Annotated in this window: 10 protein-coding genes; all 10 read right to left on the reverse strand. The window is 67.0% G+C overall.

Annotated features, from left to right (window positions below; genetic code table 11):
• Positions 1 to 9: 9 nt before the first annotated feature.
• Genes HV798_RS02105 through wecB form a run of 10 tightly spaced genes read right to left on the reverse strand, consistent with a single transcriptional unit; the run spans position 10 to position 14,061 of the window.
• Complete coding sequence (locus HV798_RS02105) at positions 10 to 696, reverse strand: alginate O-acetyltransferase AlgF (protein ID WP_175195902.1); 687 nt, start codon at positions 694 to 696, stop codon at positions 10 to 12.
• Complete coding sequence (locus HV798_RS02110; protein ID WP_175195904.1) at positions 693 to 2,168, reverse strand: AMP-binding protein; 1,476 nt, start codon at positions 2,166 to 2,168, stop codon at positions 693 to 695. The genes HV798_RS02105 and HV798_RS02110 overlap by 4 nt, the downstream gene beginning before the upstream one ends.
• 20 nt (positions 2,169 to 2,188) lie before the next feature.
• The gene (locus HV798_RS02115) at positions 2,189 to 2,428 is read right to left on the reverse strand and encodes an acyl carrier protein (RefSeq protein ID WP_025140146.1); all 240 of its coding nucleotides are present in this window, start codon (positions 2,426 to 2,428) and stop codon (positions 2,189 to 2,191) included.
• Between the two features lie 25 nt (positions 2,429 to 2,453).
• Entirely contained in the window at positions 2,454 to 4,034 is a 1,581-nt protein-coding gene (locus HV798_RS02120; RefSeq protein WP_175195906.1) for an MBOAT family O-acyltransferase, read from the reverse strand.
• 6 nt (positions 4,035 to 4,040) lie between these two features.
• Positions 4,041 to 5,144, reverse strand: coding sequence for an alginate O-acetyltransferase AlgX-related protein (locus HV798_RS02125; RefSeq protein WP_175195908.1), 1,104 nt, complete (start codon positions 5,142 to 5,144; stop codon positions 4,041 to 4,043).
• Between the two features lie 4 nt (positions 5,145 to 5,148).
• Positions 5,149 to 6,150, reverse strand: a complete 1,002-nt coding sequence (locus HV798_RS02130) for an alginate O-acetyltransferase AlgX-related protein (RefSeq protein WP_175195910.1) — start codon at positions 6,148 to 6,150, stop codon at positions 5,149 to 5,151.
• A 32-nt stretch (positions 6,151 to 6,182) separates the two neighbouring features.
• Positions 6,183 to 8,924 (reverse strand): NfrA family protein, encoded by a 2,742-nt coding sequence (locus tag HV798_RS02135; RefSeq protein ID WP_175216325.1) that lies wholly within the window; start codon positions 8,922 to 8,924, stop codon positions 6,183 to 6,185.
• Complete coding sequence (locus HV798_RS02140) at positions 8,921 to 10,633, reverse strand: glycosyl transferase family protein (protein ID WP_175195399.1); 1,713 nt, start codon at positions 10,631 to 10,633, stop codon at positions 8,921 to 8,923. The genes HV798_RS02135 and HV798_RS02140 overlap by 4 nt, the downstream gene beginning before the upstream one ends.
• Positions 10,634 to 10,651: 18 nt before the next feature.
• On the reverse strand, positions 10,652 to 12,865 hold the full coding sequence (locus tag HV798_RS02145; protein WP_175195397.1) for a cellulose biosynthesis cyclic di-GMP-binding regulatory protein BcsB: 2,214 nt from the start codon (positions 12,863 to 12,865) through the stop codon (positions 10,652 to 10,654).
• 35 nt (positions 12,866 to 12,900) lie between these two features.
• Positions 12,901 to 14,061, reverse strand: coding sequence for a non-hydrolyzing UDP-N-acetylglucosamine 2-epimerase (gene wecB, locus HV798_RS02150; protein WP_175195387.1), 1,161 nt, complete (start codon positions 14,059 to 14,061; stop codon positions 12,901 to 12,903).
• Between the last annotated feature and the right edge of the window lie 308 nt (positions 14,062 to 14,369).

Here is a 14,369-nt window from a genome sequence, read left to right on the forward strand (position 1 = left end):
ACGGCCTCCTTACTTGCTATAGGGGTCCGTGGCGCTGACTTGGCCGCTCAAGGTGGGGGCGGTGGCGCCGCCGGTGAGGAACAGACTGTAGTGGTCGCCGGGCTGCAAGGCGGGCAGCGGTACGGACGGTGACAGCACCGTGCCGCAGCCGGCTGCCAGGGATGCCTTGACCGGGTTGATGGCGCGGGCCGCCGACGCGCCGGGTTTGACGTCCTGGAACAGCGTGGGGCCGGTCGGGCTGACCGCCAGCGCGGCGGCGGGGCAGTCGGCTGCCAGGTTGTAGAAACGCAGTTCGGCCTTGAGCGCGTCCTGCGCGCCGTTGCTGTCGTCCACCAGGGCATAGGTGACCTTGACGCCGTCGCGGTGCACCACCAGCGTGCTGAAGGTGTCGGGCGCGACTTGCAGGCTGGCCACCGGCTTGCCGTCGACCAGCACGTTGAATGCCTGGTTGCCCTTGACGATGGCGTAGGTGCTGGCCGGCTTGGTGGGGCCGATTTCCTGCGACGGGCCATTGGCGACCTGCACACGGAACGGCCCGACCTCGGGATTGACCACCCGCACGAACGAGGAGCCGGCGGGCGGGCGAGCGGCGTACAACTGGGCGAACACGCCCTCGGCATGCGCTGCGCCGCCAATGGCGGCCAAACCCAGCGCCGATGCCAGCGCCAGGGCGGGGAAACGAATACGACGGGTCATGCTTGGGACTCCGGTTTCTTGCTCAGGCGGGCCTCCAGGTACAAGCGTTCAAGCTGCTTGCGGTCCGCCTTGTCGGTGCTGGTCGTCGGGAAACGGTGGCAGGCCACCAGTTCAGACGGAATCATGTAGGGCGGCAGCCGGCGGCCCAGGGCGGCTTTCCAGTCCTGCAATGCCGCGGGCAGCGGTTGCAGGCCGCCCGGGCCGGCCTCGGCGGGCTCGACGAACCCGATCAATCGGATGATAGCGCCATCGGGCCGGCGCAACGCAACGGTGGCGCCAGCGCGCGCGCCGGGCAGGGCGGCGATGGCGGCGTCGATCTCGGCCAGCTCGATGCGGTAGCCGTGCATCTTGATCTGGTCGTCGATCCGGCCCCGAAAAGTCACCAGGCCGGCGGCGTCGATTTCGCCCAGGTCGCCGCTGCGGTAGCCGCGCTTGCCGTTGCGGGTGAACATGCGCTGGGCGTTCAGGTCGGGCCGGTTCAGGTAGCCGCGCATGACATGGTCGCCGGCAATGCTGATCTCACCGTTCTCGATGAAGACGTCGGCATAGGGCTTGGCGCGGCCGATAGGGAAGGGATTGGGCGCGCGGGCGCGCAGTTCCGCGTCGATCTCGACCCAGGTGGTCGAGCAGGTCGCCTCGGTCGGCCCGTACGAATTGATGATGCGGACGTCGGGAAAGCGCTGCCAGAGTTCTTCGGCCAGGGTCGGCGTCAGCGATTCGGCGCCGAACACGAAGGCGTGCAGTTGCGGCAGGTGGGCGCGGTCGAAGTCGGGGTTGAACAGTTGCTGGCGCACGAACGACGGCGTGGAGGCCCAGACGTTGATGCCGGTGTGGGCCAGGTACCCCACGAAGGTGTCGCGCTGCGCGATGGTCTCGCGCGGGCACAGCACGCAAGTGCCGCCCAGTTCCAGCGCGCCGACCCAGTTGAACAGCGAGAAGTCGAAGCTGAACAGCATCTGGTCCATGAACGCGGGGGCCGGCCCCAGGTTCAGGCAGTCGCGAATCCAGCCGGCGAACAGCGACACGCTTTCGCGGCCGATCTGCACGCCCTTGGGGTCGCCGGTGCTGCCGGAGGTGAACATGATGTAGGCCAGCCCGGCCTCGTCCAGCGGCGCCGGGGCGGCGCTGCCGGCGACGAATTCGCCGGCCTGCGCGTCATAGCGCAACCCGGCCCGCACCAGCTCGCCGATACGGGCGATGCGCTCGGGCGGGTTGATCACGTCGACCGGCACGAACGGCACCTTCAGCCGCAGGCAGCCCAGGATCGCGACCAGGAAGGCTGCCTCTTTGTGGCCGGAGATCACCAGCGGCACGCCCGCCGTGACGCCCGCCAGCCGCGCCGCCTGTTCCCAGGCCTGCGTGGCCGCCAGCAACTGGCCCCAGCTCAGGGCGCCCTGGGCATCCACCACCGCTACGGCATCGGTGCCGACTGCGGTGTCCACGAAATCAAAGGCGTTGAAATCGAAACGCATCGTCCAGCCCTCCCGGGGTGTCAGGCGCGCGGATGCTCCGCGATGAAGGTCGCCAGCGTGTGCACCGATTCCAGGTGCACGTCGATCTCGGTCGGCGGGATCTTGCAGCCGAACTGGCGTTCGACGGCCAGGGCCACATCCACCGCCGACAGCGAGTCGATCAGGCCGGATTCGATCAGCAGGGTGTCGGGGTCGACCTTGGTGAGGATGATGCCTTCGATCAGGTCGGCCACCTTGGCTTCGATCTCGTTGATGTCCATAGCGTGCTCCGCGACCGCGCCGCGGTCAGAATTGGAAATAGAGGAACCGGGTTTCCTTGTGCAGGTTGACCAGGCAGAAAAAGAGCAGGACCAGCATGACCGTCAGCCAGGCCAGGTTGGGGCGCCAGCGCATCCAGGGCGAGGGCGCTTCCTGGGGCTTGAACAGCGCCGGCGAATAGCGGCCCAGGATCTGGTGGGCGTTCGGCGTGAACCAGGCAATGCCCAGCAGCACCACAGCATAGATCAGTTGCATGTGATGGCCGACCAGCACGCGCCAGGCATCGCCCCAGGCCAGGCCGCTGACGTGCGTAGCCAGGTCCAGTGTTTCCATGCCGCGCAGGCCGATCATGCCCTGCATCAGCAGCATCGCATCGCCCACGCCATGGGCCCGGAAGAACGCCTGCGCCACCAGCACGGCCACGAAGGTCAGCAGCACGCAGGCGGCGCGCTTGAACATGTTGAGGTTGCGCGCCGCGGCGGGCTTTCTGCCCACCACGAAAATCCGCCAGGCATGGTTCACCGACAGGTACATGGCGTGCAGCAGGCCGAACACCAGGAACTGGAAGCCGGCCCCGTGCCATACGCCGGCCAGCGCCATCGTGAACAGGGTGGGGCTGACGATGCTGCCGACAAAACCGCCCAGCGTGCTGACGCCCTCGGCGCCCACGGGCAGGTTGCGGTTGGTGCGCCACTTGGATACGGCCATGGCTACCGGGTAGTACAGATAGGCGGTCAGGTAGCGCGTCAGCGTCATGTGCCAACGGGCCCAGAACTCAATGATGCTGCCCGCCTTGTAGGGCGAATTGAAGTTCAGCGGGAAACGGATGCCGAACATCTTGGCCAGCCCCAGCGCCATGTCCGAATAGCCGGAAAAGTCGAAATAGAGCTGCAGCGCGTAGCAAAGGCTGGCGCCCCACGAGCCCCAGAACTGCAGGTCGCCTGGGGCGGCGAAGCCGGCATCGGCATAGGGCGCAATGCCGTCGGCCAGCAGCACTTTCTTGGCCAGGCCGATGACAAAAAGCATGCCGCCCACCGACAGGTTCTCGGCCTTGAAGCGGTAGTTTTCCGGCTGCGCGAACTGCGGCATCATCTCTTTGTGATGCAGGATCGGGCCGGCGATCAGGTGCGGAAAGAACGTCACGAACAGCACGTAGCTGAGCAGGCTGCGTTCTTTCACGACGCCGGCGCGGCAGTCCAGCAGGTAGCCGATCTGGGTGAACGTGAAAAACGAGATCCCCAGCGGCAGGATGATCGAATCCATGCTCGAGCTGGTCATGCCCAGGTCGTTCAGGAAATTCAAGAGCGTGGCGAAATACTTGTAGTGAAACAGCAGCGCCAGGTCGGCGCCCACGCCCAGGCCCACGATCAGCCCTTGCAGCCGCGGCCGGGACGCGGTGTGCAGGATCAGCAGGCTGACCAGGTAATTGAAAGCAATGGACCCGGCCAGCAGCACCACGAACTGCGGATTCCACCAGCCATAGAACACGAAAGACGTCAGGCACAGCCACAAGGCCGCCAGCCGCAGGTTCAGCCGCCCGGCGCCGTAGTACACGGCCAGCGTCACGGGCAGGAAGATCAGCAGGAACAGGTAGGAATTGAATAGCATCTCGGGTCAGGGCAGTCGGGCCAGCACGGATTTCTCGTCGTCGGTCAGCGGCAGCGACAGCGCCATTTCCGAAAACTCCCAGATCACCAGTTTCAAGCTCTTGGGCCATTGTTCGCGCTGTTTGAGCGCCACCAGCAGGGCCCCGGAAAACTGCCCGCCGTCCAGGCTCAGGTTCCAGACCTCGCGGCCCAGCCCCATCCCCAAGCGTTCGGCGAAATTGCTGCGGCGGCCGTTCGAGCTGCCCGCCAGCAGCACTTCGACGGGCGGCGTCTCGTCCAGCAGGCCCCCGCCGCGCACCGGTTCGATCTTCTGCGGCGCGGCCAGGTCCAGTTCAGGGCGCCAGCCCGGCCGAGCGTGTTCCAGCCCGGCCAGGACGATCAGGTCGCCCATGCGGGGTTGCAGCGGCCCCGGCTTTTCTTCATTGAAGGCCTGCGTGCCTGGCCCCTTCAACAAGGGCAGGGCCGCCTCGGCCACTTGACGGGCCGCGGCCTGGGCACCGGTCGCGTTCATATGGACGTCGGTGCGGAAAAAGCGCGGCGCCTGCGCGGCTTGCAGCGCCTGGCGCAAGTCGACGAAGGGCACGTTCTGGGCGCGCAGGGCGTCCTGCCAGGCATCCAGTGTGCCCTGCATCGGCAGCGACACGGTCTGGCCGCAAAGATGGTCGGCCTCGATGCGCGACTTGTCGGGCACCGCCACCACCAGCACCTGCACCTGCTGGCGGCGCAGTTCATCGACCCAATGCCGCATCAGGCGCAGGCGCTGGTCGAACACATGCACGCCAGGCTGCGGGCGCAGGCCGTCGCGATAGAACAGCCATTCTGGGCAACCCATGGCCACCTGGTCGCCCAGTTCCCCCAGCACGCGGTAGCGCACCGAGGAATTCCAGGTGTCCACCGTGGCCTGCGCAGGCAGGCGCAATGACTTGTTCAACGCCGTGCCCGCAGTGCCGTTCATCCAGGCCGACGGTGCGACGTCGGCCGTGGTCAGCCTGGCCTGAACCAGGCACCATGCGCCCCAGCCCAGGCCCAGCGCCAGCAGCACGCCAAAGACGATGGCGTGCAGCCGGTGTCCGGCAGCCGGGGGCGGCGTCGCCTTGTCCGCTTGCGCCACGGCGTTACTGCCCCACCGCCGCCTTCATGCGGCTGCGCCAGGTGTCGGTGGTCATGATGGATGCGTTGTCCCACAGCCCCTTGGCGTCAGGCCCTTGCGCGAAGGTGGGCTCGAACATCTGCCACACCAGCACCTGCGGCTTGTTCTGCTTGAACGCGGGCGACTCCAGGTATTCCAGCAGCATGATCCACTGGCCGACGTTGCCGGGCTTCCAGTTCACGGAAACCGGGCGGTCCAGCACGTTGGACAGCTTCTGCGGGAAGCCGAAGTACGGCTGCACCATGCTGTGGCCGGTGACGTGCACCGGCGCTGGCGCATCATCGATCAGGCTCTGGTTGTCGGCCTGGCGGCGCACCGTGAAGGTCTCGCGGCCGGCCTGCTTGCGCTGGTCGGGCGTGAGGAACAGCTCGGCCAGGTCGCCGTAGCGGCGCTCGTTGACCACGCTGCCCAGCGGCATGCCGGTGCCCGGCTTGCCCGCCAGTGTCTTGACGTCCTGCTTGATGCGCTGGGCCAGCGCTTCGGCGGTGGCGTCGGCGGCCGGCTGGGTCCAGTGCTGATCAGTGCGATAGAACACGTCCTGGCCGCCGTCCTTCACGCGGCGCAGCACGGCTTCGTCGTCGAACGAGGACACGCCCGCGGCTTTCAGCTTGTCCTGGATGGTCTGGTAGCGCTTCTTGACCTCGGCGCTCAGCGTCGTGCCGTCCGGCAGCTTGTCCTGGTAGAACAGGGTCTTGTCCGGCAGCACCAGCACTTCCAGCTGGATGCCCTTGGCGGCCAGCGCGTCGCGGGTCTCGCGTACCAATTGCGTCGAGGCGTCGATGCCGCGGGTATCGACCTGCGTCAGGCTGCCCCAACCGGGAAACAGCCAGTTGTCCTTGCCCTGGATGACGATGGACGAGGCTTGCTGCGCCTGGGCGCCGGCTGCGGCCAGCGCCAGCAGCGCGCCGCACAGCGCCGAAACCAGCCGGCGCGCGGGCCGGGACGGATGAAGGGTAACGGTAGTCATGCCAGGCGGACTCCTGAAAAAAGGGGGGCGGCTCAGTAGGACAGGGTCAGGTTGATGAACAGACCCTTGGCCCGGTCGGCCTGGCCGCCGCCGATATTGAAGCGGTATTGGGTGGTCAAGTCCAGGTACGAACGCGGTGCGTTGTAGTGGTCTTCGCGGAACCAGTAGCGGATGTTGAAACCCGGGCCGGCGCCCATCGACCAGGACGAGCCGTCGCCCAACTGGTTGTACGAATCGGTGCCGTCGATATCCAGGCCGCTCAGGCGGTTCTTGTTCCAGAGCCAGTCGGCGGCCACCACGGCGTAGGGGAAGAACACCAGGCGCTCGCTGATCGGGTCGACCCGGTAGCTGCGGCCCACGCGCAATTCACCGGCGCCGAAGGCCTGGTCGCGCTTGAGCTTGCCCGAGGTCTGGTCGGTATCGGCGCCGGTGGTGTTGTTGCGCTTCCACAGACGGGCCGACATGTCCTGCCACGAATAGCCGGCCTGCACATAGCCTTCCATGGTGAACCAGTTGGGGCGGTCGATGCGCAGCGTCGTGCCTTCGTACATGCCGTAGGTCACGTAGGCCAGCCAGCCGCCGCTGCCGGCGTCCGTCTTGTAGTGGGCCGTCTGGTTGCTGCGGTTCAGGCTGCAGCGCAGGTCGTCGGGTTTGGGGCTGAACGTGCCTTGGCGCGTGGCGGTGCCCAGGTTGAACTGGCGTTCCAGGCCGAAGGTCAGTCCGACTTCGGTCGACGGCGTGAAGCGCATGCCCAGCGAACCTACGGTGGTGGGGATGCCGGAGATGCCCTGGTTGCGGGTTTCGTCGACGTTGATGGATCCGCCGGTGCAAGGGTCCGACACCGTCTGGCTGGCCGTCTTGCCGCCCTTGTTGTACAGCGTGTTCGACAAGCGGCCGTACAGCTCGAAGGTCTGCGTCGACGAGTTCAGGAAGTCCGACGGCCGCCAGAAGATTTCCGTGGTGCTGAAGATCGCGTCGCCCGGCACGGTGATGGCCGCGCCGCCCAGCCCCGACGAGGCGGGCCGCGCGCCGCGATAGCCGGCGGACACATAACCGCCCCATTCACGCGACAGGCCGGCGATGCCGCTGCGGGTGTCAAAGCGCTGTTGGGGCGTGAGTTCCAGGCGCCCGGCGTCGGCTTCGTCGATGGCTTCTTTCAGCTTGTCGACCGCGCCGCGCTTGTCGCCCACTCCGGACAGCGCATAGCCCTCGTCCAGAATCACCGTCGGCGGGGCCTTGCCCGTGGCGCGCGCCGCCTGGAAATCCTGCAGCGCCAGCTTGGGCTGGCCCATGCGCTGGTGCAGGTAGCCGCGCTGCATCAGCAGGGCGGGGTCATCGGGTTGCGCGGCCAGCGCGTCGCTCATGCGCTTGTCGGCCTCGGCCAACTGCGCGGCGTTGCCCGCGGCCAGCGTGGTGGTCAAGAGGCGCTGCAATTCCTTGTTGGTCGGGTCCTGTTCGGACGCCTTGCGGGCCTGGGTGATGGCTTCCTGGTAGTCCTCGCGCGCATAGGCCGCGTAGGCCAGCGATGCCGGGCCGCCGCTGCCAGCGGCATCGGACGGCAGCAGCTCGCAAGACGTGCCATAGGGCGTATCGCGGCAATCCTGTACCGGGGCGGGGTAGTTGGCCAGCGTCAGCGTGGCGGGCACCGCCGGCCTGGAGCGGGCGCGCTTGATGCGGGCGGTCGCGGCTTCGTCCTTGGCGCCCAGGGGCTGCACCAAGGCCAGCGCGCGCGCCGTGTCGCCGCCGGCCAGCGAGGCGTCGGCGGCAATCAGGCGCACATTGCGGCGCTGGTCTTCATCCAGCCAGTCCTGCTTGAGCGCCGCGTCGAAGTCGGCGTTGGCCAGGTCCGTCTTGCCCTGGCGCTGGCGCAGGTAGGCGCGCATCACCAGGGCGACGGTATTCTCGTCGTCCTGCTTCAGGGCATCGGTCGCCGCGTCTTCGGCGGCGGCCAATTGGTTGTCCAGCATCAGCGCCGTCATCAGCAGCAGGCGGTGGCTGGCGGTGTCCGGGGCCAGCGCCACCGCTTCGCGCGCCAGCGGCACCGCGTCGCCGGGGCGGTTGGCAATCAGCGCCTGGTAACCCTGTTCGGCGGGTTTGATCGCCAGGCGCCGCTGCATAGTCGTGCGGCGTGCGGTCAGGTCATTCTTGTTGGGCGCGCCCAGCGCGATGGCCTTGTCCGCGGCGGCTTCGGCCTCGGCGTACTTGCCCTGGGCTTCCAGCGCGTCCAGCCACAGCATGGCCCACGCCCCTTGCTTGGGGTCGATGCGGAAGGCCTGCTCGGCGCCGCGCTGCGCAGCGGGGAAATCGCCGCGGTTGTAGTCGGTATAGGCGCGCGTGGCGATCGGAAAGCCGCGGCGGTAGGCCGCCGTGGTGCCCGGCGCGCCGCCGGCTGCCGCGCCCGCCGGCTGGGCGGCGCGGGGCCGCAGGTTGGCGCGCGCCTGGCGCAGCCCGGGCGTGTCCAGCCCGCTCTTGATCGCATCCGCCGCCGCCTTGTCGGCTTCTTGCAGCTTGCCTTGCTTTTGCAGTGAATAGATCAGCAGCAGGCGCAGCCGCTCGACGTCCGGGCGCAGCGCGATGGCGGATTCCGCCTGTTGCTGCGCCAGCGCGTAATTGCCGGCGTCATAGCTCTTGTAGCCTTCGTCGGCGAACTGGTAGGCGGCGCCTTCCAGCGGGGCCTCGGCGGCGCGGGGCGCGGATTGGGCCTGGGCCGGCCCGGCGTTCCCGGCGCAAGCCAGCGCGGCGGACAGCAAAAACGATCGGGTCAATGGCTTCATGGAGTCGCGGGTTTTTCGTCGGTATGTGCCGGCGCGGCTGCCGCCGCCGTGGCGTCGGCCTGGCCGCCTTGCTGGAAATGAATGGCTTCTTTCAGGGTGCCTTCGTCCAACCAGCCTTGTTCCATCAGGATCTCGCCCAGCGGCCGCTTGTCACGCGCCTGGATTTCCAGTGCGCGCGATAGTTTATCTTCGTCGATCGCCTGCCACGACAGCAACAGTTCTCCCAGGCGCTGGCGCTGCTGGGCCAATTGGTCGGTGGACGGGAAGTCGTGCATGGTCTTGTCCCAGGCCAGCCGCTTGCCCGTGATCAGGTGGCCGATGAACAGCTTCCAGGCGCGCGCGGCGGCCATGGCATTGATGAAGTTGCCCACGATCATCCGCGGAATCGACAGCAGTGCGTGTTCCCAGCCATACATGCGGCCCACGAAATAGGCCCGCTGCACCACCCGCAGCAGCAGCGCCACTGCGTTGATCCACATCAGCGTCACCAGCCAGCCGCCGGGCTTGAAGTACGACGGGTAATACACCTTCCACCAGCCGAACAGGTCCGCCAGGTAGAAAACGAAGAAGTTGGCCAGCAGCAGGTACGCCAGGATCGCGATGAACGAGGTCACCAGGCCCTTGCGGTCGCGGAACAGCAGATACTTGGTGGCCAGCGATCCGGTCCAGCCGACCTGTTGCCACCCTTGCAAGCCGATGCCCAGCGTCCAGCGGGCCTTCTGCCGGTAGGCGGTGCGAAAGGTGTTGGGGAAGTATTCGCGCACGCCCAGCGGCATGTGCACGCTGGAAATCTTTTCCTTGCCCAGGCCGAACCAGGCGCGTCGGCGGGTCACGTATTCGACGCCGAACTTGCCGAAGATCTGGCGCATGCCGCGCTGGGCCAGCCGTGCGCCGATGTCGTAGTCTTCCGTCAGCGTGTCGGTATTGAATGGCTGGTTATTGGTCTCGTTGGCCAGCTCGACCAGCGCGCGGCGCGAAAAGCAGGTGCCCACGCCGGCCGACGGCACCATCTTGGACAGGCTTTCGCGCACCACCAGGTCCTTGGTGTGCCATTCGGCGAATTCGTCCATGTAGGTGCCGGCCACCAGTTCGTACCAGTGGCGTTCCAGCGAGGTCACCGGAAGCTGGATGAAGTCGATGCGCGGCAAGAGGTAGTTGTAATACTTGAGCTCCAGCGGGTGCAGCACGTCTTCGCTGTCGTGCAGGATCACGCCGGCAAACGGCACCGGCTGCTTGGCATCCTGCGCGAAGATCGCCTGCACGATCCAGTTCAGGCAGTCCGCCTTGCAGGTGGGGCCGTCGTGCGGCACTTCCACCCGGATCAACTGGCGGTAGCGCCGACGCATCCGCTCGACTTCCTTGATCGTGCGCTCGTCGTTCTGGTAGGTGCCGGCGAAGATCATGTAGTTCTTGTATTCCAGCGTCGACACCATGGTCTCGAGCATCGACGCGATCACGTCGTACTCGAGCCAGGCCGGCACCATGATCGCCAGCGGCTGTTCTTCCTTCTCGCGCAGCTGTGATGCCGCCAGCGGCGCAAAGCGCCGCTTGATGGTCAGCGAGCGCCAGGTCTCGCGCACCCAGTACCACGCGTCGATGAACAGATCATCCAGGCTCGAAAGCAGGATGATCACGCCAACGATGGCGGTCACGATCTCCAGGCCGCGGTAGTAATCGGCGATGAGATAGGGCCAGTAAAGCGAAGACATGGGCTGGCGCGTCCTGGATTACTTGCTGTCCTTGTTCCTTCTGCGGCTGGCGCGCATCGCGAAGATCAGGATCAGCAGCAATACCAGCAGGCTGATGCTGATCGCCGGCACGCTCCAGGAAATGTAGCGGCGCCATTCGAAGAACGCGCTTTCACCGGCGCCGGGCGGATGGCTGGCATCCGGGTTGGCGCTGTCGATCCAGGCCACCGGGCCCGCCGCGCCGATGATCGCCACGTTGCCGCGGTTCAGCACGAACGGCGCGTCCAGCATGCCGGCGCGCTGGCCCAGGGTGTGCCACAGCACGCCGTCCTGGCCGCTGGCGCTGATGACCTCGGCCGTGCTCAGGTGATCCAGTCCGGAAATGTCCAGCCAGGTCGCGTTCTTGCCGTCCACCCGCAACTGCTTGCGGTCGGTGACCGTGACCATCGGCTTGGCGCCATCCACGGCCACTTCCATCGCCAGGAACGGGCGGGCGGGCTTGACCGTCTGGCCGCCGGCCGCCACGGTGAGTTCGGCGCGGGTGGTCGACACGCCGCTGGCCGAAGCAATGCCGATCAGGCGCTTGAGGTTGTCGGGCGCGTCAGCCAGGTAGCTGTCGGGCACGATCACCTGCGGGCTGCCGGCAAGCAGCGGCAACAGCCCCACGAAGGTGCCGTCCGGTTCGGCCCGGTCGGGCTTCACGTAGCTGGTCGGCAGCACGTTCACCGGGTAACCCTGCGGAATCTCGTTGCAATCGACCGACACCGGCTGGCGCTGGAAGGTCACGCGTACCGCGTTGGTGACGCCCAGCGCGTAGCCGGGCACGCGCGCCGTCAGGCGTTCGGGCTTGCCGTTGGCGTCCAGCTGTTTGGCCGCCAGCAGAATGCCGTTCCAGAACACCGACGCCACCGGCCGCGTCGACGATGCGCCAGGCGCGGCCGACACGTCCATGACCAGTTCGCCGGGCATGCGGCCATCGGACGACACCGCGGCCAGCGGGAAGGTGGTGTTCCAGTCGCCGCTCGCGACGACGTTGAAGCTGTTGGGCGAGCCGCCCAGCGCCGTCAGGCGCAGGCCGCCGTCCTTGAAGGTTTCGGGCGGCATCGCGGCCTTGACCTGCACCTGGCGCGTGACCAGGATGCGGCGCCAGGCCGTGTCGAAGGCGCCCGCGCCCTGGGCGCCGGCATCCGCGGCGACGGCGATCACGGCCTGGCGGCCCATGGCGGCCAGACGGATTTCCTTGGATTGCAGGTCGGCCGCGGCCAGCGGCGCACGGCGCGCACGCCAGGTCTTGAAGGCCTCGGCCGCATCCGCATCGGAGGCAAACTGCGATTGCAGCGCGTCCAGCGCCTCGTTCAGCTTGGCGCGCAGCCCGGCATCGGCAATCACGACGTCGCCCGCCACGGCCGGCGCGCCCATGACCAGCAGCGCGCCGATCTCGGCGGCATTGGCCAGCTTGTGCTTTTCGTTGCCCGTCAGCGCGGCGAACGCGGGCACATGCGACAGGCCCTCGGGGGCCTGCAGGCCGCGCGTGTCGATCTCGTCGCCGACGGCCGGAAAGGCCCGCACCGCGACGCGCTTGCCCGCGCGCTCCAGCGCCACGCCGATGCGCCAGGCGCTGTCGAAGGCCTGCTGGTCCAGCTTGGCGCCGGCCACGATCAGGGTCGGCTTGCCGGGCAGGGTGCCCCAGGCGTCATCCAGGTTGCCGATGGCCGAGGCGTCGTAGCGGTAGGTCAGCCGCGTCTGCGGCGAGATCGTCAGCGCGTTGGCGGTGGCGCGATTGCTTTCACAGTGGCGCAGCGCGATTTCCGATTGCCAGTCCACGCCTACCCGCAGGAAGCCGCTTTCGCGGCTGCGCGGATCCACCGCGAAACCGCGCGTCACCGTGCCGTCGCCGTCGGCGATGCGCTGGGCATTCAGCGGCACGCCATCGGCCCACAGCACCAGGCTGGTGCGGCCTGGCTCGCCCTTGGTGTACTTGGCGTCGAAATTCAGGGTGGCATCGGTGATCGGCACGCCGCGCGGCACCGGCACATAGAATTCCTGGCGCGCGTCGCTGTTGCTCAGTACCACCGGCTCGCCGATCCCCAGATCGGCCAGCGTGGTGTTGCGCGTCACCCAGTCGTCGCCTTGCAGTTGGCGCAGGGCGTCTCCGGCAGGGCTGGCCATCGCGCCCAGCGGCAGCAGCAGGCCGGCGGCCATCAGCGCGCGGCAAAGCGTCAGGGCGGCGGGAAAGGGAGTGGGCTTTGACATGGGGGCTCCGGGCGGGGAATACGGGGCAGAAGGCATCAGGCCGGCGTGCCGGCGTGGGATCCGTACGGATCGAATTCGGCAACGGGGCGGCCGCACAGCGCGTCGACGATGCGCTGGCTGGCGTGGCCGTCGCCATAGGGGTTGATGCGGCGCGAAAAAGAGGCGTGCAGGGCGGGGTCGTCCAGCAGCCGGTTGACCTCGGTGACGATGCGCTGCGTGTCGGTACCCACCAGGGCAACCGTGCCGGCCTGAACGGCCTCGGGGCGCTCGGTGACTTCGCGCATCACCAGCACCGGCTTGCCCAGGTAGGGGGCCTCTTCCTGCACCCCGCCAGAATCGGTCAGGATGACGTGCGCGCGTTGCATGAACCAGACAAAATCCAAGTAATCCAGCGGATCGATCAGGTGCACGCGGTCCAGTCCGGCCAGGTCCGTCATGACCACATTGCGCACCTGCGGGTTCAGGTGCACGGGATAGACGATCTGCAGGTCTTCGCGGCGGGCCAGTTCGGCCAGCGCGGCACAGATGTTCTTGAAGCCGCCGCCGAAGCTCTCGCGGCGGTGGCCGGTCACCAGCATCAGCCGGCGCTTGGGGTCGAGCCAGTCATAGCGGGCCTGCAGTCCGCGCGCCAGCTCGCCATCGGGAGCCAGCTTGGCGCAGGTCATCGCCAGCGCATCAATGACCGTATTGCCCGTCACTGTGATGCGGCCGGCCAGGTTTTCGCGCAGCAGGTTGCCGCGCGATTCCGCGGTGGGCGCGAACAGCAGGTCGCCAATCGCGTCGACCACGCGGCGGTTCATTTCTTCGGGGAAGGGCATCGCCAGATTGCCGGTGCGCAGGCCCGCTTCGACGTGGCCGATCCGGATGCGGCGATGAAACGCGGCCAGCGCACACGCTGAAGCGGTGCTGGTGTCGCCATGCACCAGCACGTAATCCGGCTGTTCCTTTTCCAGCACCTCGTCCACGCGGCCAATCAGGCGCGCGTACAGGCCGTTCAAGGTCTGGTTGGGCACCATGATGTCCAGGTCGTGCTGCGCATGCAGATCGAAAAGCGCCAGCACCTGGTCCAGCATCTGGCGATGCTGGCCGGTCACGCAGACCACACTTTCTATCGAGGGCTCGCGCTGCAGCGCGGTCACCAGGGGCGCCATCTTGATGGCTTCAGGACGCGTTCCGAATAAGGAAAGTATCTTCATCGCTGTTGAGCGGCCCAAGCCGGTGGCATTTTCTTGCGTTTATTATGTCTTGAAAGCATTGGTAATATGTGACGGAGTATTTCCCGACCTTCCGAATGGCTGGCAACAGTTTGCGAAATTGGCGGGGGACAGATGAAAGGCGCTCTCTTGCTAGGCGCATAAATTAGGGCCGCATCAACTTTCAATCCCCTGCCAATGTGGTATCACGGTATATCCGACGAAGTTTCTTTTGGTTACTAATAGGCCAGTGATAAACCTTGCCGATAATGTTCGGGATTAATAGCCCGGGGTTTTTGCCGCTCGGGAAC

The sequence above is a fragment of the Achromobacter deleyi genome, from assembly GCF_902859705.1.
Classification (GTDB): Bacteria; Pseudomonadota; Gammaproteobacteria; order Burkholderiales; family Burkholderiaceae_B; genus Achromobacter; species Achromobacter deleyi.